The sequence below is a fragment of the Xanthomonas massiliensis genome, assembly GCF_900018785.1.
Classification (GTDB): Bacteria; Pseudomonadota; Gammaproteobacteria; order Xanthomonadales; family Xanthomonadaceae; genus Xanthomonas_B; species Xanthomonas_B massiliensis.
Genome location: NZ_FCOY01000004.1, coordinates 1 through 25311, shown reverse-complemented (window position 1 = coordinate 25311; position 25311 = coordinate 1). Strand labels below are relative to the sequence as shown.

The following is a 25311-nucleotide window of genomic DNA, read 5'->3' as shown; positions in this document are numbered from 1 at the left end:
CGCACGGCCGTCGTCCCGCCGCGGCCCTCCCTCCCCTATCCGTCGCCCTCACCCATGAAATTCGCAGGCACTTCCCGCTACGTCGCCACGCCCGACCTGATGCAGGCGGTCAACGCCGCCATCGCCCTGCAGCGCCCGCTGCTGATCAAGGGCGAGCCCGGCACCGGCAAGACCCTGCTGGCCGAGGAGATGGCCGCCGCGCTCGACGCGCCGCTGCTGACCTGGCACGTCAAGTCCACCACCCAGGCCCAGCACGGCCTGTACGAGTACGACGCCGTCAGCCGCCTGCGCGACTCCCAGCTCGGCGACCCGCGGGTGCACGACATCGCCCACTACATCCGCAAGGGCAAGCTGTGGGAGGCGTTCGAGAGCGAGCGCCGCGCGGTGCTGCTGATCGACGAGATCGACAAGGCCGACATCGAGTTCCCCAACGACCTGCTGCACGAGCTGGATCGCATGGCCTTCGACGTGCACGAGACCGGGCAGACCGTGGCCGCCGTGCACCGGCCGGTGATCGTGATCACCTCCAACAACGAGAAGGAGCTGCCGGATGCCTTCCTGCGCCGCTGCTTCTTCCACTACATCGCCTTCCCCGACGCCGACACGCTGCGGCGGATCGTCGACGTGCACTTCCCCCGCATCGACCAGGCCCTGGTGGGCACGGCGCTGCGCGTGTTCTTCGAGCTGCGCGAGGTGCCGGGGCTGAAGAAGAAGCCCTCCACCTCCGAGCTGATCGACTGGCTGCGCCTGCTGATGGCCGACGAACTGGTCGCGCGCCAGCTCGCCGGCGCCGGCGCGTCCAAGGCGCTGCCGCCGCTGGCCGGCGCGCTGATCAAGAACGAGCAGGACCAGCAGCTGTTGGAGCGGCTGCTGTTCCTCGACCGCCGCCAGGGGCGCTGAGGCATGCACGCGCCGGACGGGATCGGGATCGCCTTCGCCAAGGGCGAGAAGGCGCGGCGGGTGCACCGCCAGCAACGCTACTTCGATGCGGAACCGGGCCCGCCGCTGGGCCAGTCCGATGCCGGGTTCCTGCCGGACTGCCTGCCGCGGGAAACGGGCGCGCACGGGTACAACCGCGGCGTGCGCGCCGCGCAGGTGGTGCTGGCGGCGAGGCTGGACGACGTGCAGGACGCGCCGTGCCCGCGAACAGCCCGTGGAGGGCGGCCGGTGCACGCGACCGGCACCGCGCGCGCGGCCATCGCCGCGACGGCCGGCTGAAGGGCGCGCCGCATGTTCCTGCGCCTGTTCCAGGCCCTGCGCGCCGAGCGCGTGCCGGTCACCCCGCGCGAATGGCTGGACCTGCTCGGCGCGCTGCAGGCCGGCATCGCCCCGGCCACGCCCGAGGCGCTACACGCCCTGGCACGCACGGTGCTGGTCAAGGACGAGCGCCACTACGACCGCTTCGACCGCGCCTTCGGCCGCTACCTGCAGGACGTGGCCACCGCCTCGCCGGAGGACCTGAAGGCGGTGATTCCCGAAGACTGGCTGCGCGCCGCGTTCGGCCGCGAACTGAGCGAGGACGACAAGGCGAAGCTGCAGCAGGTCGGCTCGCTCGACGAACTGATGAAGAAGTTCGCCGAGCGCCTGGACGAGCAGCACGAACGCCATGCCGGCGGCAACCGCTGGATCGGCACCGGCGGCACCAGCCCGTTCGGCAACGGCGGCTACCATCCGGGCGGCATCCGCGTCGGCAGGGAGAGCCGCAACCGCAGCGCGGCCAAGGTGTGGGAGCAGCGCGCGTTCCGCGAACTGGACGGCGATGCCGAGCTGTCCCCGCGCAACCTGAAGATGGCGCTGCGGCGGCTGCGCCGCTTCGCCCGCGAGGGCGCGGCCGAGGAGTTCGACCTGGACGGCACCATCGCCGCCACCGCGCGCGAGGGCGGCCTGCTCGACGTGCGCATGCGCCCGCAGCGGCGCAACGCGGTCAGCGTGATCCTGCTGCTGGACGTGGGCGGCTCGATGGACGAGCACGTGCACGCCGCGCAGGCGCTGTTCGGCGCCGCGCGCGCCGAGTTCAAGCGGCTGGAGACGTTCTACTTCCACAACTTCCTTTACGACACGGTGTGGCGCGGCGCGCGCTTCGACCCGGCCGGGCAGGTGCCGACCTGGGACCTGCTGCACCGCTACCGCCCCGACCACCGCGTGATCGTGGTCGGCGACGCCTCCATGCACCCGTGGGAGATCACCCAGCCCGGCGGCGCCACCGACCACTGGAACGCCGAGCCCGGCGCGGCCTGGTTCGGCCGCCTGGCCGCGCAGTTCCCGCACCTGGCCTGGATCAACCCGGTGCCGCGCCAGCGCTGGGACCACACCCTGTCCATCGGCATGGTGCGCGAGCTGGCCGAGGGCCACATGCACCCGCTCACCCCCGACGGGCTGGCCGCGGCGATGACGGCGCTGGCGCGCTGATTGCTCTCCGCCAGGGAAGCGGCGACCAAGCAGGCCCGGCCACCCTGGCGGGCCTTTCCCGCCAGGAGGACCCGGCAGGATCCAGGATCGGGCGTAACCCCCAGCCTATCGGTGCGGACGGAGTTTCCGTCCCGTGCCGGACGCGATGCACGCAGCCGGCCGCAGCGGTCCCTGCCGCGAAGCGTCAGGAAAGGACGAAGAATCCCGTGCCCTCGTCCCGCGGCTCAGCCCGGCAAACCCCGGCCGCCGCCGCCGCAGTCGCGCAGCCCGGCCCGCAGCATCCGCTGCTGCATGAAATCCACGAATACCCGCAACTTGGGCGCCATGTGCCGGCCGGAGGGCCACAGCAGGTGGTAGCTGTTGCAGAAATCCATGCAGTCCTCGAGCACGCTACGCAAGCGTCCGGCGGCCAGCGCCGCGGCGGCCGAGAAGTCCGGCACGCAGGTGATGCCCTGCCCGCGCTCGGCGAAGCACAGCCGGCTCTCGATGTTGTTGCACACCATCGACACCGGCAACGCACACGCCTGGTCTTCGGGCCAACGCAGCGGCCACGGCTCCAACCGGCCGCTGGTAGGAAAGCGGTAGTGCAGACAGCGATGGCCGGCCAGGTCCGCCGGCTGCCGCGGCACGCCGGCCTGGGCCAGGTAGTCCGGCGAGGCCACCAGCAGCAGGCGGAAGTCGCCCAGATGCCGTGCCACAAGCCGCGAATCGCGTGGCGGCCCCAGCCGCACCACCGCGTCGAAGCCCTCCTCGACCACGTCGACCATGCGGTCGCTGAAATCCAGGTCGAGCTGGATCTGCGGATAGGCCGCGGCGAAATCCGACAGCACCGGCAGCACCAGCGAGCTGATCAGCGGCAGGCCGACCCGCAGTCGCCCGCGCGGCGCGCCGGCGCTGCTGCACAACTCGGCCTCCACCTCCTCGATCTGGCCGAGGATGCGGCGGCTGCGTTCCAGCAGCAGCTGGCCCTCGGCGGTCAGCGCCAAACTGCGCGTGCTGCGATGGAACAGCCGCACGCCCAGCCGCTCCTCCAGCCGCGACACGCGCTTGCCGACCGCCGAGGCGGAGGTGCCCAGCAGCCGCCCGGCAGCGGCGAAGCTGCCGGTCTCGGCCACCTGCACGAACACGTTGAAACCGGCCAGGCTGTCCATGATCCTCTCTTGTCAATTGCCGCTGCCGCCAACAGCGCTGCGGGAGCGACCAGTAAGAGCGACTTCCGTCGCGATGGGGCTTTCCCGGTAACGCGCCATCACGACTGAAGTCGCCCCTGCCGGACGGTCCCCCCCATGGGCTCAACTTAGCCTCTGATTGCGGATATTGGCGTCCTGGCAGCCGCAACCTATGCCCATCTTTTTCCGCGATGGCGCAATGCCTAGCTTGGAGATCTCCCGTTCCGCCGAGATCCCCATGTCCGATGTTCCTGCCGCCACCGACGGTTCCCGCCGCCGCTTCCTGCGCGACGCCACGCTCGCTGGCGCCGCGCTGGCCCTTCCGCACGCCGCCGCTGCCGCCGCGCCGATCGATGCCGCGATCGACCGCGCCCTGGCCGAGCGCCGCCTCGTCGGCACCGTGGTCCTGGTCGCCCGCGACGGCCGCACTGTCCATCGCCGCGCCGCCGGCTTGGCCGACCGCGAGGCCGGCACGCCGATGCGCGAGGACACCCCGTTCCGGCTGGCGTCGGTCAGCAAGCCGGTGGTGACCACCGCGGCGATGGCGCTGGTCGCGCAGGGCCGGCTCGAACTGGACGCCCCGGTGACGCGCTGGTTGCCCGGCTTCCGCCCGGCGCTGGCCGACGGCAGCCGCCCGCCGATCAGCCTGCGCCAGTTGCTCAGCCATACCTCCGGGCTCGGCTACCGTTTCCTGGAAGCGGACGCGGCCGGCCCCTACGCCCGCGCCGGCGTCTCCGACGGCCTGGACCTGCCGGGCTTCGACCTGGACGAGAACCTGCGCCGGCTGGCCTCGGTACCGCTGCTGTTCGCCCCCGGCAGCGCATGGCACTACTCGCTCGGCGTGGACGTGGTCGGCGCGGCGATCGAGCGCGCCGCCGATGCGCCGCTGGCGGACGCGGTGCAGGGGCTGGTCGGCGCGCCGCTGGGCTGGCGCGACACCGCGTTCCACGCCCTCGACCCGGCACGGCTGGCGGCGGTGTACGTCAACGACACCCCGGCGCCGCACCGCATGCAGGGACCGGAGACCGTGGCTTTCATGCCCGGCAGCGCCGGCGTCGCCTTCGACCCGGCACGCGCGCTCGACCGCAGCGCCTACCCTTCCGGCGGTGCCGGCATGGTCGGCACCGCCGACGAACTGCTGCGGCTGCTGGAAACCCTGCGCCAGGGCGGCGGCGACGTACTGCCCGCGGCCAGCGTGGCCGAGATGGCGCGCAACCAGACCGGGACGATGGGACCTCCCGACGCCCCCGGCAGCGGCTTCGGCCTGGGCTTCTCGGTGCTGCGCGACCCGGCCGCGGCGGCCTCGCCGGAAGCGCCCGGCAGCTGGCGCTGGGGCGGTGCCTACGGCCATGCCTGGTCCGTCGATCCGGTGCGCCGGATCAGCGTGGTGGCGCTGACCAACACCCTGTTCGAAGGCATGTCCGGCGCCTTCGTCGGCGAACTGCGCGATGCCGTGTACGCACAGCTGGTCGCGACCGGGGAGCGCGCATGAGCAGCCAGGACGGTTGCATGGCGGCCATCCCGGCGGCCGCCACGCGCCTGCCGGTCGCGCGCCTGCTGGTGCTGGCCAGCGGCGCCTTCGTCACCATCCTCACCGAGGCCCTGCCCGCCGGCCTGCTGGCCGACATCGGCGCGGGACTGCAGGTATCGGAGGCGCTGGCCGGGCAACTGGTCAGCGTCTACGCGCTCGGTTCGCTGCTCACCGCGATCCCGCTGGCGCGCGCCACCGCGCACTGGCCGCGCCGGCGCCTACTGCTGCTGGCGCTGGCCGGCTTCACCGTGGTCAATGCGATCACCGCGGTGACCACCAGCTATGCGCTGGCGCTGGTGGTGCGCTTCCTGGCCGGGGTCAGCGCCGGCCTGCTGTGGGCGCTGCTGGCCGGCTACGCCAGCCGCATGGCACCGCCGGCGCTGCAGGGCCGGGCGATCGCGGTGGCCACGGTCGGCACGCCGCTGGCGCTGGCGCTGGGCATCCCGGCCGGCACCGTGCTCGGCCAGGCCGTGGGCTGGCGCTGGACCTTCGGCCTGATGTCGCTGCTCAGCGCCGCGGTGCTGCTGTGGGGACGACTGGCGCTGCCGCCGATGCCGGGCCTGCCCGGTGCGCGCGGCTTCGGCATCGGCCAGGTGTTCCGGCTGCCCGGGGTGCGCCCGGTGCTGGCGGCGATGTTCGCCTTCGTGCTGGCCCACAACCTGCTCTACACCTACATCGTGCCGTTCCTGGACGATGGCCTGGGCGTGCCGGTGGACAAGGCGTTGCTGGCCTTCGGCCTGGCCTCGCTGGCCGGGATCGGCGTGGCCGGCGCCGGCGTGGACCGGCACCTGCGCGCCCTGGTGCTGGGCGGCACCGTGGCCTTCGCCGCGGCCGCACTGGCACTGGCCTGGAACGGTCGCCCGGTCGCGGTGACCTACGCGGCCTGCATCGTCTGGGGCATCGCCTTCGGCGGCGCCGCCACGCTGTACCAGACCGCGCTGCTGCGCGCGGCCGGCGAGGCCGGCGACATCGCCCAGTCGATGACCGTCACCAGCTGGAACCTGGCCATCGCCGGCGGCGGCCTGCTCGGCGGCGTGGCGCTGGCGGCATGGGGCGCCGCATCGCTGCCGTGGACGCTGCTGCTCCTGCTGATGGCCTCGCTGGCGATCGCGGCCGGCGCCCGGCGGTACGGTTTCCCGCCGGACAGACCAGGCAGTGACGCATCGGCGCCTGGGGAGCAACCAAAGGTCGTCTGACGCCGGCTCGCACTTCCAGCAAATACCCACGGGGTGCGGCCACGAACCACCCGGGTCGTCATCGCCGTCGCGACCCGGCTGGCGCGCCCGCGCGGCTGCGCCAATACCTCCATGCCGGCCCCCTTCGCGCATCGGGCGCGCAGCGCCGCCAGCCGGTCGCCCGGCATCCGGCGTGCACGGATACCGCGGCCGCCTGCGCCGCGACGATCACCCCGGCTCGGCCCGGCAAGCCGGAGCAAGACCGGCGCGATCGGGACGGACAGGCCGACGGCGCCGTGAAAGGCTCGCGCCCATCTTGGCGGTGCCCGCGGCAATGGTCGCATCCGCATCCATCCCTTAATTCGGATGAAGCGATGGACTATGCTTGCCGTTCCCCCACGCCACCACGATCGCATGGCCTGCTATCTCGGTATCGATGTCGGCCAGCAGGGCGCCAAGGCCGCCCTGCACGCCGCCGACGGCACGCTGCTGGCCGAAGCCAGCCACGCCCATCCGATCCATTTCCCGCAGCCCGGCTGGGCCGAGATCGAGCCGGAGGACATGCTCGACGGGGTGGTCGCGGCCATCGCCGAGGTGGTGCGCCAGTCCGGCATCGACCCGGCCGAGGTGCGGGCCATCGCCGCCAGCGGCTTCATCTGCACCACGCTGCTGGTCGGTGCCGACGGCCGCGCGGTGGCGCCGTGCCTGCCGGCGGTGGACCAGCGCTCCACCGTGGAACGCGATGAAGTCCGCGCGCTGCTGCGCGAGGCGTGGATCGACCAGAGCGGCAGCTCCACCGTGGACTGCTACGAGATGCCGGTGGCGCTGCGCTGGATCGCCCGCCATCGCCCGGACTGGCTGGAAAAGGCCGAGCGCCTGCTGCCGCCGGCGGTGTACGTCACCTGCCGGCTGGGCGAGTTGGACGCGGCGCACAGCTACATCGAGCCGACCCAGCTGTCGGGCTGGATCTTCGGCTTCGACGCGGCCGCCCGCGGCTACGCGCTGGACCAGCTCGACGCGCTCGGCGTGCCGCGCCGGCTGCTGCCGCGCATCGTCGAGTGCGACACGATCGTCGGCCGGCTCAGCGCCGAGATGGCCGCGCGCACCGGCCTGCGCGCCGGCACCCCGCTGGCCGCCGGCGCCGGCGACATCCAGCAGTCGGCGCTGGCCGCCGGGCTGACCGAACCGGGCTGCGCGGTGGACGTGGCCGGTACCTCCAGCCTGTTCTGCGTCGGCGTGGACGGCATCAACCCGCGCCTGGCGCGCACCGGCGGGCTGCTCAACATGCTGGCCACGCTGCCGGGGCAGTCGTTCTACTTCGGCTACAGCCTCACCGGCGGGCTGGCGCTGCGCTGGTTCCGCGACGAGGTCTGCGAGCACCGCGACGAGCCGCTGTTCTACGCCGAGCTGGACCGGCTGGCCGAGCAGGTGCCGCCGGGGGCCGAAGGGGTGCTGTTCTTCCCGTACCTGGGCGGCTACGGGCCGGAGCTGCCGGGGGCCTCGGGCACCTTCGTCGGCCTGGCCGGCGGCCTGGGCCGGGCGCAGATGTGGCGCGCGGTGCTGGAATCGATCGCCTTCGAGTACCGCCTGTTCACCGAGCAGTTCCGTGCCGCCGGCGTGGAGATCCGCCACGCCAGCGCGGTCGGCGGCGGCGCGGTCAGCCCGGTGTGGAACCGGATCAAGGCCGACGTCGCCGGCCTGCCGTGGCAGACCCTCACCCGCAACGACGGCGCCACCCTGGCCGACGCCGCGCTGGCGATGCTGGCGGTGGGCGACACCGACGACCTGGCCGGCACCGTCTCGCGCTGGTCGCAGGTGCGCCAGCGCTACCTGCCCGAGCCGCAGGCCTGCCACACCTACGCCCGCCTGGCCCGGTTGCGCGGCGCGCTGGTACATGGTCCCCTGCGCGAGACCTTCGCCGCGACGCTGCAGGCGCGCCGGATCTCCCAGGGACAGGAGCAAGCATGATCCAGGCCATCCTCACCGACATCGAGGGCACCACCAGCTCCGACCGCCACGTCAAGACCGGCATGTACGCCTACGCCAGGGCGCGGCTGCCGGCCTACATCGCCGGCCACCGCGACGAGCCGGAGGTCCGGCAACTGCTGGAGCAGACCCGCCGGCTCGGTGAACTGCCCGCCCAGGCCGACGAGCGCGCCCTGTACGAGCAGCTCATGCGCTGGCAGGACGCCGACCTGAAGGTCACCCCGCTCAAGGCCTTCCAGGGCCTGGTCTGGCACCAGGGCTACGAGGAAGGCGCCTTCCAGGGCCACGTCTATCCCGACGTGCCCGATACATTGCAGCGGTGGCGCGAGCGCGGGCTGGCGATCTACGTGTTCTCCTCCGGCTCGGTGTTCGCCCAGACCCAGTTCTTCCGCTTCTCGCCCTGCGGCGACCTGCGCCCGCTGTTCGACGGCCACTTCGACCGCGCCGTCGGCGCCAAGCGCGAGCCGCAGGCCTACGCCCGCATCGCCGCGGCGATCGGCCGGCCGCCGGCGCAGGTGCTGTTCCTGTCGGACGTGGCCGCGGAGCTGGACGCCGCGCGCGGAGCGGGCCTGCGCACCTGCGGGCTGGACCGCGGCGAGGCGCCGCCGCCGCAGGGCCACCCGCGGGTGCAGCGCTTCGACCAGATCGACCTGCAGGCCCTGGCATGAGCGTGCGCCTGGCACGCGACCCGGCCACGGCGCTGGCGCGCGAGTACGACCTGGCCATCGTCGGCGGCGGCATCAGCGGCGTGAGCATCGCCCGCGAAGCGGCCGGGCACGGCCTGCGCGTGCTGCTGCTCGAGCAGGACGATTTCGGCAGCGGCACCAGCGCGGCCACCACCAAGTTCCTGCACGGCGGCATCCGCTACCTCGAGCACGGCGACGTGGCGCTGGTGCGCGAGTGCCTGCGCGAGCGCCGCTACCTGGCCCAGGCCGCGCCGCACCTGGTGCGCCGCGTCGAGCTGATCATGCCGGCCTATGCCGGGCGCGACCCGTCGATGGCCAAGCTGGCGCTGGGCTGCAAGGCCTACGACCTGCTCGGCTGGGACCGCAACCGCGACCTCCCGCCACCGTTGCGGCTGCCGGCCACGCTGCGCCTGGACGCCGACGCCGTGCGCCGCGACGCGCCGTACCTGGACGGGCGCAGCCTGCACGGCGGCTGGGTCACCCACGACTACCAGAACCTGCACCCGGAGCGGCTGCTGCTGGAACTGCTCAAGACCGCGGTGGCCCACGGCGCGGTCGCGCTCAACCACACTCGCGTGCTGGCGCCGTTGCTGGAGGACGCCGGCGGACGCCGGGCGATCGCCGGGCTGGAGGTGGAGGACCGCCTCGACGGCCGCCGCCGCCGCGTGCGCGTGCGCTGCGTGGTCGATGCCGCCGGCCCCTGGACCGGCGAACTGCTGCGCCGGCAGGGCCTGCCGCTGCCGTTCTCCATCCGCCGGGTGAAGGGCATCCACATCCTGGTGCCGCGGCTGGGCGGGGACGACCTGCGCGGCGTGTACACGCGCGTGCCCAGCGGCAAGCACGTGGTCATCGCGCCCTGGCAGGGCATGCATTTCATCGGCCCCACCGACAGCACCTACGACGGCCCGGCCGACGCGCTGCACCCGGTCCAGGCCGACCTGGACGACCTGCTGGCCACGCTCGACGCCGCGCTCAGGCAACCGCTGGATCCGGCCCGGATCCGCAAGATCACCATCGGCGTGCGCCCGCTGATCGACGAACCGGGCCGCGACAGCGCCGCGGTCTCGCGCCGGCACCGCGTCTACGACAGCGCCACGCTGGGCGTGGGCGGCCTGTACGCCGCCGCCGGCGGCAAGTGGAGCGCCTCGCGCGCGCTGGCGGCCGACGTGCTGGCCGCGCTGCGCCGCGAGCCGCGCCTGGGCCATGTCGCCTGGCGCGGCTACGACTCCACCCGCGATGCCATCGCCGACGGCTACGGCTGGGCCTGCGACCCGGCCGACGGCATCGCCACGATGGCGGCCACCCTGCAGGCCGCCGGGCTTGCCGCCGGCACCGCGCAGCGGCTGGCGACGGTCTACGGCCGCGCCGGCCATGCCCTGGCCGCGCTGCTGCATGCCGATCCCGCGCTGGTGCGCACGATCGGTCCGGACTCGCCGGAGATCGCCGCCCAGGTCCGCCACGCGGTGGAGAACGAGGCCGCCCGCCGCCTGGAGGACGTGCTCGACCGGCGCCTGCTGGTCGGCACCCTGGGCACCCCGGAGGTGGACACGGTGCACGCCGTCGCCGCCCAGGCCGGCGACCTGCTCGGCTGGGACGCGGCACGCACCGCGCAGGAGATCCACGACTACCACGCCCGGCGCTGGCTGCCGCCCCTGCCGGCGGCGTAGCCGGCCGGGGCGGGGCATCCGCTTCCGGCCCCTGCCCGGGACCTGCCCGGGAATCGACGAACGTCCACGGCTCCGGCGCCATCTTCCGCCGGCGCCATGCGCCCTACGGCGACGCCGCCGTGGCCACCGCCTCGCGCAGGAAATCGATGAACACCCGCAGCTTCGGCGCCATCTGCGCGCGCGCCGGGTAGTACACGTACCAGCCGGGGAACGGCGCCTGCCAGTCGTCCAGCACCGTGCGCAGGCGGCCGGCCGCCACGTCCTCGCGCACCTGCCAGGCGAACACCTGGCCGAGCACGACGCCGCTGCGCAACGCCGCCAGCCCGACCGCGGTGTCGTTGACCACCAGCCGGCCGTCCACCTCCACCTGGAAGTCGCGGCCGTCGCGGGTGAATTCCCAGGGCTGGATGCGTCCGTCGCTGCGCCGCCAGCGGATGCAATCGTGGCCGACCAGCGCATCCGGCGTCCGCGGCACGCCCTGGCGCGCGAAATAGGCGGGCGTGGCGGCGATCACCTGCCGCTGCGACGGCCCGATCGGCACCGCCACCATGTCGCGCGCCAGGCATTCGCCCAGGCGGATGCCGGCGTCGAAGCCCCCGGCCACGATGTCGGCCAGCGACCGGTCGGCATACAGCTCCACCGTCACCTCCGGGTAGCGCGCCAGGAATCCCGGCAGGTGCGGGCAGACCAGCTGCTCGGCCGCCACTGCCGCCAGGTTGATGCGCACCGTGCCGGCCGGGCGATCGCGCAGGAAATCCAGGTCGGCGAACGCGGCATCGATCTGCTGCAGGCCCGGCGTGATCCGCTGCAGGAAGCGCTCGCCGGGCTCGGTCAGCCCGACCCGGCGGGTGGTGCGGTTGAGCAGGCGCACGCCGAGCTGCACCTCCAGCGCGCGCACCGTCTGCGACAGCGCCGAGGTGGACACGTCGAGCTCGGCGGCGGCGCGGGTGAAACTGCCGTGGCGCGCCACGTGGGCGAAGGCGACCACCGCGGGCAACGGGCTGGGCCGGGTCATGCCGCCTCCCTGCCGGGGCGGCGGCGCGCCGCCGGCGGGACGCGACCGACCGTCCCGGCCGGAAGCCGGGGACGCACGGCGGTTCGGTGCCTGGCGCTCCGGCACAGGCAGGCGCGGGTGCGATCGGCAGGCATCACGGGCACTCCATTGTTTAGCACTTCTTCAAGGTCGATCCCGATCTTACGTATTTATCCACCCTGGCGCCGCCCCTAGCATGGCCTCCCTTCCCTGCGGAGACCTGCGATGCAGCTCGACGACTACCGCCTGCTCGGCCGCTCCGGCCTGCGCGTCAGCCCGATGTCCCTGGGCACGATGACCTTCGGCAAGGACTGGGGCTGGGGCGCGGACGAGGACGACGCGCGCCGCCAGTTCGACCTCTACGTCGATGCCGGCGGCAACTTCATCGACACCGCCAACCTCTACACCAACGGCAATTCCGAGACCCTGCTGGGCAGGTTCGCCGCCGGCCGCCGCGACCGCCTGGTGATCGCCAGCAAGTACACGCTCAACCCGTTCCCCGGCGATCCCAACGGCGGCGGCAACCACCGCAAGAACCTGATGCAGTCGGTCGAGGCCAGCCTCAGGCGCCTGGGCACCGACTACCTGGACCTGCTCTACCTGCACATCTGGGACGGCACCACCCCGGTGGAGGAGATCATGCGCGGCTTCGACGACCTGGTGCGCGCCGGCAAGATCGTCTACGCCGGCATCTCCGACACGCCGGCCTGGCAGGTGGCGCGGATGCAGACCCTGGCCGAGCTGCGCGGCTGGTCGCCGCTGGTGGCGCTGCAGATCGAGTACAGCCTGGCCCAGCGCACGGTCGAGCGCGAGCTGGTGCCGATGGCCGATGCATTGGGGCTGTCGGTGCTGGCGTGGTCGCCGCTGGCGATGGGCATCCTCACCGGCAAGTACACCCGTGCCGACCTGGAGCGTGCCCGCGCCCAGGGCGCCGGCAACGCGCCCGGCGGCGACGGCGGCCGCGGCGCGGTCGCCTATTCGCACGACATGCTCGACGAGCGCACCCTGGGCATCGGCGAGGTGGTCAAGGCGGTCGCGGCCGAGAGCGGCCACTCGCCGGCGCAGGTGGCGCTGGCGTGGCTGCTGCAGCGCCCCGGCGCGCCGATCCCGATCGTCGGCGCGCGCACGCCGGCGCAGTTGCAGGACAACCTCGGCGCGCTGGAGGTCACGCTCGACGCCGCGCAGCTGCAGCGGCTGGAAACGGCCAGCGCGGTGGAGCTGGGCTTCCCGCACGATTTCATGCGCAGCCCGATCCCGCAGCAGCTGGTGTTCGGCGGTACCCGCGTAGAGTCGGCTCGCGCCTGACCCGCGCCACGGCCCGGCCGGCACCGCCTGCCGGGACCCGCAGCCAGCCCCGGCAGGCGCCCGGCCGGTTCCCGGTCCGGGCCATGCGTTCCGCCGTCCCCCTGCACCCCCGTTCCATCGATGAAAGGAGATTCCGCATGAAGACCCGCACCCTCGGCCGCAACGGCCCCGTCGTGTCCGCCCTCGGCCTGGGCTGCATGGGCATGAGCGCGTTCTACGGGCCGGACCAGCGCGACGACGCCGCGTCCATCCGCGTGATCCATCGCGCCCTCGACCTGGGCGTGAGCCTGCTCGACACCTCGGACATGTACGGCCCGCACACCAACGAGGTGCTGGTCGGCAAGGCGATCGCCGGGCGCCGCGACCAGGTGTTCCTGGCCACCAAGTTCGGCATCAAGCTCGATCCGGCCGACCCGTCGGTGCGCGGCGTCGACGGCCGCCCCGAATACGTGCAGGCCGCCTGCGAGGCCAGCCTGAAGCGCCTGGGCGTGGACCACATCGACCTGTACTACCAGCACCGCGTCGATCCCAACGTGCCGATCGAGGACACCGTCGGCGCGATGGCGCGCCTGGTCGAGCAGGGCAAGGTGCGTTTCCTCGGCCTGTCCGAGGCCGCGCCGGACACCATCCGCCGCGCCCACGCGGTGCACCCGGTCACCGCGCTGCAGACCGAGTACTCGCTGTGGACGCGCGACCCGGAGAGCAACGGCGTGCTCGCCACCGTGCGCGAGTACGGCATCGGTTTCGTGCCGTATTCGCCGCTGGGCCGCGGCTTCCTGACCGGCGCGATCCGCACGCCGGACGACTTCGCGGCCGACGACTACCGCCGCCGCTCGCCGCGCTTCCAGGGCGAGAACTTCGCCAGGAACCTGGCGCTGGTCGAGCAGGTCGAGGCGCTGGCCGCGGCCAAGGGCTGCACCCCGGGCCAGCTGGCCCTGGCCTGGGTGCTGGCCCAGGGCGAGGACCTGGTACCGATCCCGGGCACCAAGCGCATCGACCGCCTGGAGGAGAACCTGGGCGCGCTCGACGTGGTGCTGGACAGCGCCGACCTGGAGGCCATCGACGCGGCATTCCCGCCCGATGCCGCCGCCGGCACGCGCTACCCCGAGGCGATGATGGGCTCGGTCAACCGCTGAGCCCGCGGCCGCCGCCGGCCGGGCACGGACGGCGGCGCCTTACACTGGGCGCCGTCTTCCGCCACCGGTCCGCACCGCCATGTCCCAGCCCCTGCGTCCCTACCTCGGCAAGCGCCCCGTGCTGGGCGAGCGCGTCTACCTCGACCCGGCCTGCACCGTCATCGGCGACGTCGTGCTCGGCGACGACGTGTCGATCTGGCCGGCCGCGGTGATCCGCGGCGACGTCAACTTCGTGCGCATCGGCGCGCGCAGCAACATCCAGGACGGCACCATCATCCACGTCAGCCACCACAGCCCGTACAACAAGGCCGGCTACCCGACGATCGTCGGCGAAGACGTCACCGTCGGCCACGGCGCGATCCTGCACGCCTGCACCATCGAGGACGGCTGCCTGATCGGCATGGGCGCCTCGGTGCTCGACGGCGCCACGGTGAAGAAGTACGGCTTCGTCGGCGCCGGCTCGCTGGTGCCGCCGGGCAAGGTGGTGGGCGAGGCCGAGCTGTGGATCGGCAACCCGGCGCGCTTCGTGCGCCGCCTCGACGACAAGGCGATCGAGGGCCTGCTGTACTCGGCCGCGCACTATGTCCAGGTCAAGGACGACTACCTGCGCGCGCCGGCGGGCTGAGCCGGCCGATCATGCCGCCCGCCGCCCGCCGCCGGCATGATCCACGGTCCCGCGGGCGGCAACGCCGGGACCGCATCCTGCTATAGGCTGCGCCGGAGCGGCCGGTTGCATCGCCGGCCTTTCCTCCATCGACCAGGAAGACCGCCATGTCGGCAATCGAACTGACGGAATCGGCATGCTTCGTGCCCGGCCTTGCCGGCCTCGCCGTGGGCTACTCCCGCAACAGCCGCAACCTGCTGCTGGCCTCGGCGCTGCTGGCCATCGCCGGCCTGGGCCTGGGCGATTTCGCCAGCGGGTTCGAGGCTGGCCTGCGCGGCACCCCGCCCGCGGCAGGCGCGCCCGCCCGTTGATCGCGCGGCCGGCGGCTCAGCTCAGGGCCGGGTCGCCGCTTCCAACCCGTCCAGCAGCGCCATCGCCTCCTGGCGCGTGGCGCCGCACATGTCCGCCCCCGGGCGCAGCGAGGCGCACACCTCGGGACGCTCGGGCTGGCCGAACAGGCGGCAGCGCATGGCCGCATCCAGCTGCACGCAGCGCACCCCGGCGGGCTTGCCGAGCACCATGCCGGGGATCGGCGAGCTGATCGAGGGGGCGATGCAGCAGGCGCCGCAGCCGTCGCGGCAGGCGCTCACGGCCACAGGACGATGCCGAACGGCCGGAGCAGGCGCGCGAACAGCGCGAAGCACGCCGCGGTGAACAGCACGCACACGCCCAGCGCGGGCCAGAAGCCCAGCCGCGGCAGCAGCACCGGGAACAGCAGGAACATCGGCAGGGTCGGCAGCACGTACCAGAACGTGTACCAGGCGTGGTTGGCCAGGCGCGCCTGCGGCTGCCGTTCCAGGTGCAGCCACACCAAAGTGAGCAAGGTCACCAGCGGCAGCGCCGCCACCAGCCCGCCGAGCCGGTCGTTGCGGCGCGCGAACTCGGAGACCAGCACCACCACCGCGGCGGTGGCCAGGTATTTGACGATCAGCCAGGCCATCGGTCGGGGCATCCACGGCAGGGAACGCCGATGATGCACGCCGCCCCGGCCCTGCGCACGCGGCTCAGGCGTAGAGCACCGTCGGCGCACCATCCTCGACGATGGCGTGCGGCACGAAGCGGGCGCCGTCGCCGGTGATCGGGCCGTCGTCCTCGCGGATGCCGATGCCGCAGGCCGCATCGCCGACGATCCAGCTGCCGACCAGCGCGTAGCCGCCGTCGAAGCGCGGCAGCGCATGCAGGCGCTGGCGGATGCACGGCCCGGCGTAGGGACCCGCGCTGGCGACCCGGCGACCGTCGTCCAGGCGCATTTCCACGTTGGCGCCCTCGCGCGAGTGCAGCGGCTTGCGCACCCAGCCCGGCGGCAGCTCGCCGCCGTCGTCGAAATGCGCCTCCAGCAGGTTGGGATGGCCCGGATGGCGCTCCCACAGCAGCGGCAGCAGGCCCTTGTCGCTGAGCAGCGCCTTCCACGGCGGCTCCAGCAGGCGCAGGCCGGACCCCGGCAGCGCCTGGCCGAAGTCGTCGGCGAACATGTCCTCCAGCGGGTAGAGCTTGAACAGCGCGCCGATCACGGTGTCGTCCAGCGCGGTGAAGCGCCCGTCCGCGGCCAGGCCGATGTCCTCCAGGGCGATCGCCTGCCCGTGCAGGCCGGCCTGGGCGGCGCAGTCGCGCAGGTAGTCCACGGTGCCCTGGTCCTCGTCCGAATCGCGCGCCGCGGCGAAGTACAGCGGCGGTGGCAGCTGCGCGGCGAGCTGGCCGAAACGCGCCACCAGCGCCTCGTGGATCGAATTGAACTGGTCGGCCCCGGCCGGCAGGCGCCCGGCCTCGCGCTGGTCCTCCAGCCACCGCCATTGGAAGAACGCGGCCTCGAACAGCGAGGTCGGGGTGTCGTAGTTCAGCTCGTACAGCTTGGCCGGCCCGGTCCCGTCGTAGGCCAGGTCCAGGCGCCCGTACAGGTGCGGCTCGCGGTGGCGCCAGCTGTCGGCGATCCAGTCGCGGAACGCCGCCGGGATCGCCAGGCGCTCCATCAGCGCCTCGCGCGCGACGATCTCCTCGACCAGGTCCATCGCCATCGCATGCAGCTCGGCCGACGGATCCTCCAGGTCGTCCTCGACCTGGCGCAGGCCGAAGGCGTAGTAGGCGCGCTCGTCCCAGTAGCGCGTCCCGTCGATGGTGTGGAAGCGGAAGCCGCACTCGGCCGCCTGCGCGCGCCAGTCGCCGCGCTCGACGATGGGAACCCGTTTCATGCCGCCGCGCCGGCCTCAGCCGCCGAAACTGCCGCGCGCCCGGCTGGAACCGCCGAAGCCGCCGCGGCTGACCGTGACCGCGCGATCGGGCACCGCGGTCACCGGCGCCAGCCCGGCCCGGCCGGTGCCGATGCGGCTGGCGGTGTTCAGCCCACCGGTACCCGACGGCGCGGTGGCCCGGCCCCACTGGTCGTTGCGGTCGCGCCACGCCGGCGCCGACTGCGGCGCCAGTCCGGCCGCACCGCCGCCAAGCATGCGCGACATGAAGAAGCCGGCCATCATCGGGCCGATGAAGGAGTGCCCGGCGGAGGTGTGCTGCTGCGCACACTGGCCGGCCGGGTAGTCGCGCTCGCAATCCTCGCGGCTGGCATACTGCGGCGCGCTGTCGGCGGCCTGCGCCTGGGCCTGCGCGGCCGCCTTGCGGCAGCTGTCGATGTCCTGGGTCTGCTCGGCACAGGCCTGCACCGAGGTGAACAGCCCTTCCTGCACCTGCTCCTCGCGCTGGCACGCGGCCAACAGCAGCGGCGCGGTGCCCATCAGCAGCAGGGCGGTCTTCCTGGATCGCTTCATGGCGGCATGTGTCCAAAGATGGCTGGCCATGATAGCGGCCGCGACGGTTGCAGCAGCAACCGCGCAAACGGACCACAATCGCCAGTCCGTACCGCCGCAAGCCACGCGCCAGCGCCACGCCATGCCCGAATACCGCTCCCGCACCTCCACCGCCGGCCGCAACATGGCCGGCGCCCGCGCGCTGTGGCGCGCCACCGGCATGAAGGACGGCGATTTCCATAAGCCGATAGTCGCTATCGCCAACTCGTTCACCCAGTTCGTGCCCGGCCACGTCCACCTGAAGGACCTCGGCCAGCTGGTGGCGCGCGAGATCGAGCGCGTCGGCGGGGTGGCCAAGGAGTTCGACACCATCGCCGTGGACGACGGCATCGCCATGGGCCACGACGGCATGCTGTACTCGCTGCCCAGCCGCGAGATCATCGCCGACTCGGTCGAATACATGGTCAACGCCCACTGCGCCGACGCGCTGGTGTGCATCTCCAACTGCGACAAGATCACCCCGGGCATGCTGATGGCCGCGCTGCGCCTCAACATCCCCACCGTGTTCGTCTCCGGCGGGCCGATGGAGGCCGGCAAGACCCGCCTGGCCGACCACAAGCTCGACCTGATCGACGCGATGATCATGGCCGGCAACCCGGACGTGTCCGACGAGACGGTGGCGGCGGTGGAGCGCAGCGCCTGCCCGACCTGCGGCTCGTGCTCGGGCATGTTCACCGCCAACTCGATGAACTGCCTGACCGAGGCGCTGGGCCTGGCGCTGCCGGGCAACGGCACCGTGGTCGCCACCCATGCCGACCGCGAGCAGATGTTCCTGCAGGCCGGGCGCACCGCGGTGGAACTGTGCCACCGCTGGTACGGCGCCGAGGACGCCGGCGCGCTGCCGCGCGGCATCGCCACCTTCGCCGCGTTCGAGAACGCGATGACCCTGGACATCGCCATGGGCGGCTCGACCAACACCATCCTGCACCTGCTGGCCGCCGCGCAGGAGGCCGAGGTGCCGTTCACCCTGCGCGACATCGACGCGCTCAGCCGGCGCGTGCCGCAGCTGTGCAAGGTCGCCCCGAACACGCAGAAGTACCACATCGAGGACGTGCACCGCGCCGGCGGCATCATGGCCATCCTCGGCGAGCTGGCGCGGGCCGGCCTGGCGCACACCGACGCGGCCACCGTGCATGCGCGCACCCTGGGCGAGGCGATCGCGAAGTGGGACGTGACCGCCACGCCGGACACCGCCGTGCACACCTTCTACCGCGCCGGCCCCGCCGGCATCCCCACCCAGGTGGCCTTCAGCCAGTCCGAGCGCTGGCCGGCGCTGGACACCGACCGCAGCGAAGGCTGCATCCGCGACCTGGCGCACGCCTATTCGCGCGAGGGCGGCCTGGCCGTGCTCCACGGCAACCTCGCCGTGGACGGCTGCGTGGTCAAGACCGCCGGCGTGGACGATTCGATCCTGGTGTTCGAGGGCCCGGCGCGGGTGTACGAGAGCCAGGACGCGGCGGTGAAGGGCATCCTCGGCGACGAGGTGCAGCCCGGCGACGTGGTGGTGATCCGCTACGAAGGCCCCAAGGGCGGCCCCGGCATGCAGGAGATGCTGTACCCGACCTCGTACCTGAAGTCCAAGGGCCTGGGCAAGCAATGCGCCCTGCTCACCGACGGCCGCTTCTCCGGCGGCACCTCGGGCCTGTCCATCGGCCACGCCTCGCCCGAGGCCGCCGCCGGCGGTGCCATCGGCCTGGTGCGCGACGGCGACCCGATCCGCATCGACATCCCGGCGCGCACCATCGAACTGCGGGTGCCCGAGGCCGAACTGGCCGCGCGCCGCGACGCCCAGGACCGCCTCGGCTGGAAGCCCGCGCAGCCGCGCGCGCGCAAGGTCAGCACCGCGCTGAAGGCCTATGCGCTGCTGGCCACCAGCGCCGACAAGGGCGCGGTGCGCAACCGCGAACTGCTCGGGGATTGAGCCGGCGAACGGTTGAGCCCCCTGGCATCGCGGGTCTGCCCGCCGCGCCCTGGCAGGTCACCCAGGCCAATCCGTCGCCACACCCGGTAACCGGTCCAGGGGGCTGGCCACCGCCGAGGCGCCGCGCCCCAGCACATGCGTGTAGATCTGCGTGGTCGCCACATCCTTGTGGCCCAGCAGTTCCTGCACCGTGCGAATGTCATGCCCAGCCTCCAGCAGATGCGTGGCGAAGGAATGCCGCAACGTGTGGCAGGTGGCCGGTTTGACGATGCCGGCCGCCACGCGGGCCGTCCTGACTGCCCGCTGCAGGACTTCCTCGGCCACGTGGTGGCGGCCTTCGCGCCCGCTGCGCGGATCGGTGGAACGGCGCGCAGCGGGGAACAGGTATTGCCATCCGGTTTCGGCATTGGCATTGGGATACTTGCGCGCCAGCGCATGCGGCAGAAAGACCCGGCCGCCACCTTCGCCCAGGTCGGCGGCGTGCAGCAGCAGGGCCCGTTGTCGCTGCCGTTCAAGCGCGCCGCGCAGTCGGGCGGGCAGGGGTACGCGCCGGTCCTTGCCGCCCTTGCCATCGCGCACCACGATCTCGCTGCGTGCGAAATCCACATCCTTGATGCGGAGCCGCAGGCATTCCAGCAACCGCATCCCGGTGCCATACAGCAAGCTGGCCATCAGCCAACAGGGTCCTTCCAGCATGGCGAGCAGGCGCGCCACCTCCTCGTGCGACAGCACCACCGGGATCTTCCGTGCCCGCTTGGCGCGCACCACGTCCTCCATCCATGGCAACTCGATTCCCAGCACCTCCCGGTAGAGGAACAGCAAGGCCGCCAGCGCCTGATTCTGGGTGCCGGCCGAGACCCGGCCACGGGTTGCCAGCGTCGTCAGGAAGGTTTCGACCTCTGTCCGGCCCATCTCGCGCGGATGGCGCTTGCCGTTGGCCACGATGAAGCGGCGAATCCAGCCCACGTAGGCCTGCTCGGTCCGCAGACTGTAGTGACGGAACCGCAGGCGATCGCGCACCTGGTCCAGCAATCTCGGGGAATTGGGTCCCGTTACGCCTCTGTCCGCGCGGGTGTAACCCATACGCCTGCCTTGGTGTCGGATAACACAGGCAGGCTTCGCCTTCCGCAGCATACGAACCATCCGGCAAGGCCATGATCTGCGGTAAGATTTTCCCTATTGGCTGTCGCTTGGCGATGCAGGATACTCGGCACAACACCGCGTTTAGGCGGTCCAATAGGCGTTAGGCGGCACAGGAGAGTTCGCAGGTGAGTACAGCGCTGTTCGTCATTGGGTCAATTGCTCTCATCGCGCTCATTGCATGGGCGAGCAACAATCTTCTTTATCGCGCCGCAAAGCCCCTTTCGCGCGTGGATCATCTAGTTAGCTTTCCGCCGCTAGTCACACTTTCCATTACTCGCAAAGAGGTTCCAGCCCTAGCTCATGCTGGCGTCTATGACTCTGTAGCTGTACAACGCAATCCATACGCACTTGAGTTGCGCCTTACCAATTCAACCGACCCAAAATCGTTAGACCCATTTTCGTTCTACGTACCTTTGGATCAAACCTCATTGCGCCAACTCGCATCGGTTCTAACCAGTGAGGCGGATCGGCTAGACGAGGTTGGTAGTCCATACTGGCGGTAGTGTGCCGCCTAACAATTCATTCAAGCCGACGCCGCTTCGCGGCGCGGCTTAATTCAGGCGTTAGGCCGCTAATCAAACTATGACGAAGACCATCAATTTATCTTGGTCCCGCTTCTGCTTCTGCTTCGCGGCCATCGGTATCTTTCCTGTTCTGCTGATCATCTCTGGCATCAACGACAAAGACTCACCTGATTAGCACGATCTTTCAGCGCAGTCGCAAGTGGTGAGAGCGTTACGCAGCATGTTGGGGTCATCGCTCTCGGGAGATCAGAAGATGGCCATGAACCGTGTGCAGTTCCAGCCGGGCCTGTCGTTGCCGGCGTTCCTCAAGCGCTATGGCAGCGAGCGCCAGTGCGAGCAGGCGCTGGAGGCCTCGCGCTGGCCGCATGGCTTCGTCTGTCCTCGTTGCGCCGGTACGGCGCACAGCCGGTTCCAGCGTCACGGTGCCACGTACTGGCAGTGCACGGCCTGCCACCGCCAGACCAGCCTGCGCTCGGGTACGGTGATGGACAACAGCAAGCTGCCGCTGCGGACCTGGCTGCTGGGCATGTACCTGCTGGGCCAGAGCAAGACCAACCTGTCGGCGCTGGAGCTGATGCGGCACCTGGGCGTGAGCTACCCGGCGGCGTGGCGGATGAAGCACAAGCTGATGCAGGCGATGGCCGAGCGCGAGGCGGGCCGCAAGCTGGGCGGGATCGTGCAACTGGACGATGCCTACCTGGGTGGGGAACGCAACGGCGGCAAGGCCGGCCGTGGCTCGGAGAACAAGCGCCCTTTCGTGATCGCCGTGGAGACCACTGACGACGGTCGCCCACGGCACGCAGCGATCGACCTGGTGCCGGGTTTCACCAAGGCGGCCCTGTCGGACTGGATCGGGCAGCGCTTGCATCCGGGATCGGATGTCTACAGCGACGGACTGGGCGCGTTTCGGGCGCTGGAAGCCGAGCATGCGCACACCGTCATCGAAGGCCATGGCCGCGGCCGCTGTAAGGAAGAGAACGCCCGTTGGGTCAATGTCGTGCTGTCCAACCTCAAGCGCTCGCTGGACGGGGCGTATCACGCCTTCAAGTTCGCCAAGTACGCCCAGCGCTACCTGGCCGAGACGATGTGGCGGTTCAACCGTCGCTTCGACCTGACTCGGCTGGTGCCGAGTCTTTTGGCCACGGCGGCTACTGCAAAGCCTTGGCCGGAGAGAACGTTGCGCGATGTGCCGCTGTTCTCGACTGAAAGTGCGTGCTAATCAGGAAGACTCATGGTCCGCGACAGCGGCAGTCTGTCTCTTTTTCATTTCACTCATGGGCTTCTTCTCACTCGGCTGGGGCCGGCTCCGGCGAGCAAACGCCATCCAGCCAATTTCCATGGCAGAGACTGATCGCATCCTTCAGTTACTTATCGGCCCTATTTTTCCAGCTGTGGCTTGGTTCGTCGGCACTATTTTCGTCATCATTGCTTTCGTGGTCGCATCTACCCTCTATGGGTACGCGGCCTAACAATTCATTCAAGCCGACGCCGCTTCGCGGCGCGGCTTAATTCAGGCGTTAGCACTCATATGCAGGATTTCGACGACCCCGAAGTAGAAGCTCAATGGCTCGCCGAGCGACGCGAGGAAATTCGTAAGTATTTGCGCGGCGAGGGTATTCCTCATGGCTCTGTCGGCGATGTACCTGCCTGGCATGTTTCACCATATGTTTCAGTGTGGGCCGTCGAGTCTTTCGCTAAACCGGGCTTAATTGGTTGGTGGGCAATCTGCGGCGACCTCCCAAACGACTATGTCTCAGCCAATGAAGCAAAGAACCCGCGTGAGGCAGTGCGCGCTATTGCTTCAATTTGGCAGGAGGCAGCACAGTACATGTCCCGTGGCATAAGGCATCCAACTTTTGTCATTGGCTCCGGCGACCGCGATGAAGAGCTTGCCCCGATGCTTGCCTCAAGAGCTGAGTTACTTCTTGATTGGGTTGCTGATGCCGATGCATGGGACACCGATGAGGGCTAACAATTCATTCAAGCCGAACCCGCTTCGCGGGTCGGCTTAATTCAGGCGTTAGGCGGGTGAACAAAGCATGCTTCGTCCACCCAACCTTATAGATCAGCCTTCCGAGCTCGGAATGATCGTGATGCACCCATCAGCAATATTGATGCTCACTTTTTGGCCAACGGCAAAGCCAGCCTGTCGCAACCAGTGGCCACGCAAGCGCAGGTACGGAACGGCCGGCGGTGGCGGTCGGTGATCGCGCTTGAGGGTATACGGGCTGTAGCCGACGGTGAGCACACGACGAGCGGGGAGAGTACGAGCTTGAGCAGCCATGATGGCCTCCTAGTAGTTTGTTCAATACGCCCCTTGTTCAGAGGGGCGGCCGGGTACTTGAACACCGCTACTAGACGGCCCGCAGCTTTTCCCTTTCGGGTCTTGTATGGCTGCGCGCTACCCGGCCATAGTCATAAACTACAGGCACAAAAAAACCGCGATCTTTCGGGTACGGTCAGTCCGCTAGTAGAGGTGTGTTCAGCACCGGTGGTCAACGTAGCGGTTTCAGCGGGCGTCGTCAACCAATGTCGGCGCCCGCCTAACAATTCATTCAAGCCGACGCCGCTTCGCGGCGCGGCTTAACTCAAGCGTTAGGCCGCTAATCAAACTATGACGAAGACCATCAATTTATCTTGGTCCCGCTTCTGCTTCTGCTTCGCGGCCATCGGTATCTTTCCTGTTCTGCTGATCATCTCTGGCATCAACGACAAAGACTCATGGTCCGCGACAGCGGCAGTCTGTCTCTTTTTCATTTCACTCATGGGCTTCTTCTCACTCGGCTGGGGCCGGCTCCGGCGAGCAAACGCCATCCAGCCAATTTCCATGGCAGAGACTGATCGCATCCTTCAGTTACTTATCGGCCCTATTTTTCCAGCTGTGGCTTGGTTCGTCGGCACTATTTTCGTCATCATTGCTTTCGTGGTCGCATCTACCCTCTATGGGTACGCGGCCTAACAATTCATTCAAGCCGACGCCGCTTCGCGGCGCGGCTTAATTCAGCAACTGTCTTCCGACCAGCGGTCAGGCAGGCACTGCGGCTTCCCGCAGCAACTCATCGCGTCGCCGCGCATTGACGATCGTCAGCAGCTTGCGCATGCAGGCGACCAGCGCGACCTTGGCCAGCTTTCCGCGTGCGCGCAGTTGCCTGTAGTGCGCCTTCATCGTTTCGTCCCAGCGCACCGCCGACAGCGTGGCCATGTACAGGGCCACGCGCACCGGAGCCCGCCCACCACGGATCCGGCGTACACCACTGCTCTGGCCACTGTCTCGGTTCATCGGCGCCACGCCGACCAGGCGTGCGATCTGGCGGCGGGTCAACGCGCCCAGCTCCGGCAGCAGCGCCAGGCTGGTGGCCTGGAAGATCGGTCCAAGGCCCTTGCAGGAGCCCAGGGCCGGCGTTGCATGCGTGTCCAGCAGGACCTTCATTTGCTGGTCGATCGCCGCCAGCTCGCGGCGCAGGGCGGTCATGGTCTTCGCCGCCAGCGACCGGATCGGCCCCGGACACATCACCATCTGCTGGCGGTGGGCCTGCAGCGCCGTGACCACCTGGCCGCGTCGGCGCAGCCAGTCCCGAAGCTCGCGTTGCCAGGGCAACGGGGCGCGGTAGCGCTGCAGCCGGTCGGCGAACATGCTTGCCATCAGGCACAGCAGCCGGGCGTCGATGGCGTCGGTCTTGGCCACGTCCCCGGCGGCGCGTGCGAAGTTGCGGGCTTGGCGGGGATTGACCCGGGCCACCCACAGGCCGGCATCGCAGCAGACCTCCAGCAGGGGCTCTTCATAGCCACCGGTGGCCTCGACCATGATACGGGCCTGGTTCAGCCCCGCCAGCTGCCGGACCAGCTTGCGTATGCCTGCCGCGCTGTTGGCCACCCGCACCACCCTGGGCCGGCCCTCGATGGCCACGTCCAGGTTTGCCTTGCCCACATCGATGCCCACTGCCGTCATGCCCGTTCTCCGTTAGAGTTGGCCGGTCGAGAGCATCGCGCCCGAGCCCACGCTTATCAGTTCGAGGGAGACCTCGGTCAACTGTCCGGGCGCAGGGCGCGAGATCCGGCGTGCGGCCCCTGCTGAATTACGGTGCTGCTACACCGAGGCGTTATCGGGCGCGCACGCCGGGCTCTCGGCGCCTAAGCTAGGGGAAAATCAAGACATAAGGCGTTAGG

General features: G+C 70.5%; 25 protein-coding genes. 16 read left to right on the top strand and 9 right to left on the bottom strand.

What is annotated here, in order from left to right; translation table 11 throughout:
- Positions 1-54: 54 nt before the first annotated feature.
- From BN3794_RS01415 to BN3794_RS01405, 3 genes are read left to right on the top strand one after another with little or no spacing between them, the layout of a single operon-like run.
- Entirely contained in the window at positions 55-900 is an 846-nt protein-coding gene (locus tag BN3794_RS01415; protein WP_066092273.1) for an AAA family ATPase, read from the top strand.
- Positions 901-903: 3 nt separating this feature from the next.
- On the top strand, positions 904-1218 hold the full coding sequence (locus BN3794_RS01410) for a DUF2164 domain-containing protein (RefSeq protein WP_066092270.1): 315 nt from the start codon (positions 904-906) through the stop codon (positions 1216-1218).
- Between the two features lie 12 nt (positions 1219-1230).
- Positions 1231-2409, top strand: a complete 1179-nt coding sequence (locus BN3794_RS01405) for a vWA domain-containing protein (RefSeq protein WP_066092268.1) — start codon at positions 1231-1233, stop codon at positions 2407-2409.
- A 224-nt stretch (positions 2410-2633) separates the two neighbouring features.
- Here BN3794_RS01405 and BN3794_RS01400 read toward each other — a convergent pair whose 3' ends face one another.
- Positions 2634-3560, bottom strand: a complete 927-nt coding sequence (locus tag BN3794_RS01400; protein ID WP_066092265.1) for a LysR family transcriptional regulator — start codon at positions 3558-3560, stop codon at positions 2634-2636.
- Positions 3561-3816: 256 nt separating this feature from the next.
- On the opposite strand from BN3794_RS01400, the gene BN3794_RS16670 reads away from it, so the two are divergent.
- The 5 genes from BN3794_RS16670 to BN3794_RS01375 all read left to right on the top strand — a co-directional run bounded on the left by BN3794_RS16670 (position 3817) and on the right by BN3794_RS01375 (position 10623).
- A complete protein-coding gene (locus tag BN3794_RS16670; protein WP_078059525.1) occupies positions 3817-5070 on the top strand; it encodes a serine hydrolase domain-containing protein in 1254 nt (417 codons plus the stop codon).
- Positions 5067-6305, top strand: a complete 1239-nt coding sequence (locus BN3794_RS16665; RefSeq protein ID WP_236493136.1) for an MFS transporter — start codon at positions 5067-5069, stop codon at positions 6303-6305. The genes BN3794_RS16670 and BN3794_RS16665 overlap by 4 nt, the downstream gene beginning before the upstream one ends.
- Before the next feature lie 393 nt (positions 6306-6698).
- Positions 6699-8252, top strand: a complete 1554-nt coding sequence (locus BN3794_RS01385; protein WP_066092262.1) for an FGGY-family carbohydrate kinase — start codon at positions 6699-6701, stop codon at positions 8250-8252.
- On the top strand, positions 8249-8938 hold the full coding sequence (gene mtnC, locus BN3794_RS01380) for an acireductone synthase (RefSeq protein ID WP_066092259.1): 690 nt from the start codon (positions 8249-8251) through the stop codon (positions 8936-8938). Before BN3794_RS01385 ends, mtnC begins: the two co-directional genes overlap by 4 nt.
- Positions 8935-10623: a glycerol-3-phosphate dehydrogenase/oxidase gene (locus BN3794_RS01375; protein WP_066092256.1), complete on the top strand. Its 1689-nt coding sequence runs from the start codon at positions 8935-8937 to the stop codon at positions 10621-10623. Before mtnC ends, BN3794_RS01375 begins: the two co-directional genes overlap by 4 nt.
- Before the next feature lie 103 nt (positions 10624-10726).
- On the opposite strand, the gene BN3794_RS01370 is transcribed toward BN3794_RS01375, so the two are convergent.
- A complete protein-coding gene (locus BN3794_RS01370; RefSeq protein WP_066092253.1) occupies positions 10727-11638 on the bottom strand; it encodes a LysR family transcriptional regulator in 912 nt (303 codons plus the stop codon).
- A 243-nt stretch (positions 11639-11881) separates the two neighbouring features.
- Between BN3794_RS01370 and BN3794_RS01365 the strand changes: the two genes are divergently transcribed.
- The 4 genes from BN3794_RS01365 to BN3794_RS01350 all read left to right on the top strand — a co-directional run bounded on the left by BN3794_RS01365 (position 11882) and on the right by BN3794_RS01350 (position 15072).
- A complete protein-coding gene (locus BN3794_RS01365) occupies positions 11882-12961 on the top strand; it encodes an aldo/keto reductase (protein ID WP_066092250.1) in 1080 nt (359 codons plus the stop codon).
- A 137-nt stretch (positions 12962-13098) separates the two neighbouring features.
- A complete protein-coding gene (locus BN3794_RS01360; RefSeq protein WP_066092247.1) occupies positions 13099-14097 on the top strand; it encodes an aldo/keto reductase in 999 nt (332 codons plus the stop codon).
- A 79-nt stretch (positions 14098-14176) separates the two neighbouring features.
- Complete coding sequence (locus BN3794_RS01355; RefSeq protein ID WP_066092244.1) at positions 14177-14722, top strand: gamma carbonic anhydrase family protein; 546 nt, start codon at positions 14177-14179, stop codon at positions 14720-14722.
- Positions 14723-14868: 146 nt separating this feature from the next.
- A complete protein-coding gene (locus BN3794_RS01350) occupies positions 14869-15072 on the top strand; it encodes a hypothetical protein (RefSeq protein ID WP_066092240.1) in 204 nt (67 codons plus the stop codon).
- A gap of 21 nt (positions 15073-15093) precedes the next feature.
- On the opposite strand, the gene BN3794_RS01345 is transcribed toward BN3794_RS01350, so the two are convergent.
- The 4 genes from BN3794_RS01345 to BN3794_RS01330 all read right to left on the bottom strand — a co-directional run bounded on the left by BN3794_RS01345 (position 15094) and on the right by BN3794_RS01330 (position 17517).
- A complete protein-coding gene (locus tag BN3794_RS01345; protein ID WP_425476682.1) occupies positions 15094-15351 on the bottom strand; it encodes a YkgJ family cysteine cluster protein in 258 nt (85 codons plus the stop codon).
- Positions 15348-15701: a DUF3147 family protein gene (locus BN3794_RS01340; RefSeq protein ID WP_066092234.1), complete on the bottom strand. Its 354-nt coding sequence runs from the start codon at positions 15699-15701 to the stop codon at positions 15348-15350. Before BN3794_RS01340 ends, BN3794_RS01345 begins: the two co-directional genes overlap by 4 nt.
- Before the next feature lie 64 nt (positions 15702-15765).
- A complete protein-coding gene (locus tag BN3794_RS01335) occupies positions 15766-16947 on the bottom strand; it encodes a glutathionylspermidine synthase family protein (protein ID WP_066092231.1) in 1182 nt (393 codons plus the stop codon).
- Positions 16948-16962: 15 nt separating this feature from the next.
- On the bottom strand, positions 16963-17517 hold the full coding sequence (locus tag BN3794_RS01330; protein WP_066092228.1) for a DUF1190 domain-containing protein: 555 nt from the start codon (positions 17515-17517) through the stop codon (positions 16963-16965).
- 121 nt (positions 17518-17638) lie between these two features.
- Here BN3794_RS01330 and ilvD point away from each other — a divergent pair, with 121 nt between their 5' ends.
- Positions 17639-19477: a dihydroxy-acid dehydratase gene (gene ilvD / locus BN3794_RS01325; RefSeq protein WP_066092226.1), complete on the top strand. Its 1839-nt coding sequence runs from the start codon at positions 17639-17641 to the stop codon at positions 19475-19477.
- A 57-nt stretch (positions 19478-19534) separates the two neighbouring features.
- On the opposite strand, the gene BN3794_RS01320 is transcribed toward ilvD, so the two are convergent.
- The gene (locus tag BN3794_RS01320) at positions 19535-20560 is read right to left on the bottom strand and encodes an integron integrase (protein WP_066092221.1); all 1026 of its coding nucleotides are present in this window, start codon (positions 20558-20560) and stop codon (positions 19535-19537) included.
- 837 nt (positions 20561-21397) lie between these two features.
- Between BN3794_RS01320 and BN3794_RS01315 the strand changes: the two genes are divergently transcribed.
- Both BN3794_RS01315 and BN3794_RS15695 read left to right on the top strand, forming a co-directional pair.
- Positions 21398-22363, top strand: coding sequence for an IS1595 family transposase (locus BN3794_RS01315; RefSeq protein WP_147675608.1), 966 nt, complete (start codon positions 21398-21400; stop codon positions 22361-22363).
- Positions 22364-22672: 309 nt separating this feature from the next.
- Positions 22673-23116, top strand: a complete 444-nt coding sequence (locus BN3794_RS15695; RefSeq protein WP_078059512.1) for a DUF4826 family protein — start codon at positions 22673-22675, stop codon at positions 23114-23116.
- Positions 23117-23209: 93 nt separating this feature from the next.
- Here the strand turns inward: BN3794_RS15695 and BN3794_RS15690 are convergent, their stop codons facing one another.
- Positions 23210-23428, bottom strand: coding sequence for a SymE family type I addiction module toxin (locus BN3794_RS15690; RefSeq protein WP_078059511.1), 219 nt, complete (start codon positions 23426-23428; stop codon positions 23210-23212).
- A gap of 330 nt (positions 23429-23758) precedes the next feature.
- Here BN3794_RS15690 and BN3794_RS01305 point away from each other — a divergent pair, with 330 nt between their 5' ends.
- A complete protein-coding gene (locus BN3794_RS01305; protein ID WP_066092214.1) occupies positions 23759-24103 on the top strand; it encodes a hypothetical protein in 345 nt (114 codons plus the stop codon).
- 66 nt (positions 24104-24169) lie between these two features.
- Here BN3794_RS01305 and BN3794_RS01300 read toward each other — a convergent pair whose 3' ends face one another.
- A complete protein-coding gene (locus BN3794_RS01300) occupies positions 24170-25093 on the bottom strand; it encodes an IS110 family RNA-guided transposase (protein ID WP_066092200.1) in 924 nt (307 codons plus the stop codon).
- Positions 25094-25311 lie beyond the last annotated feature (218 nt).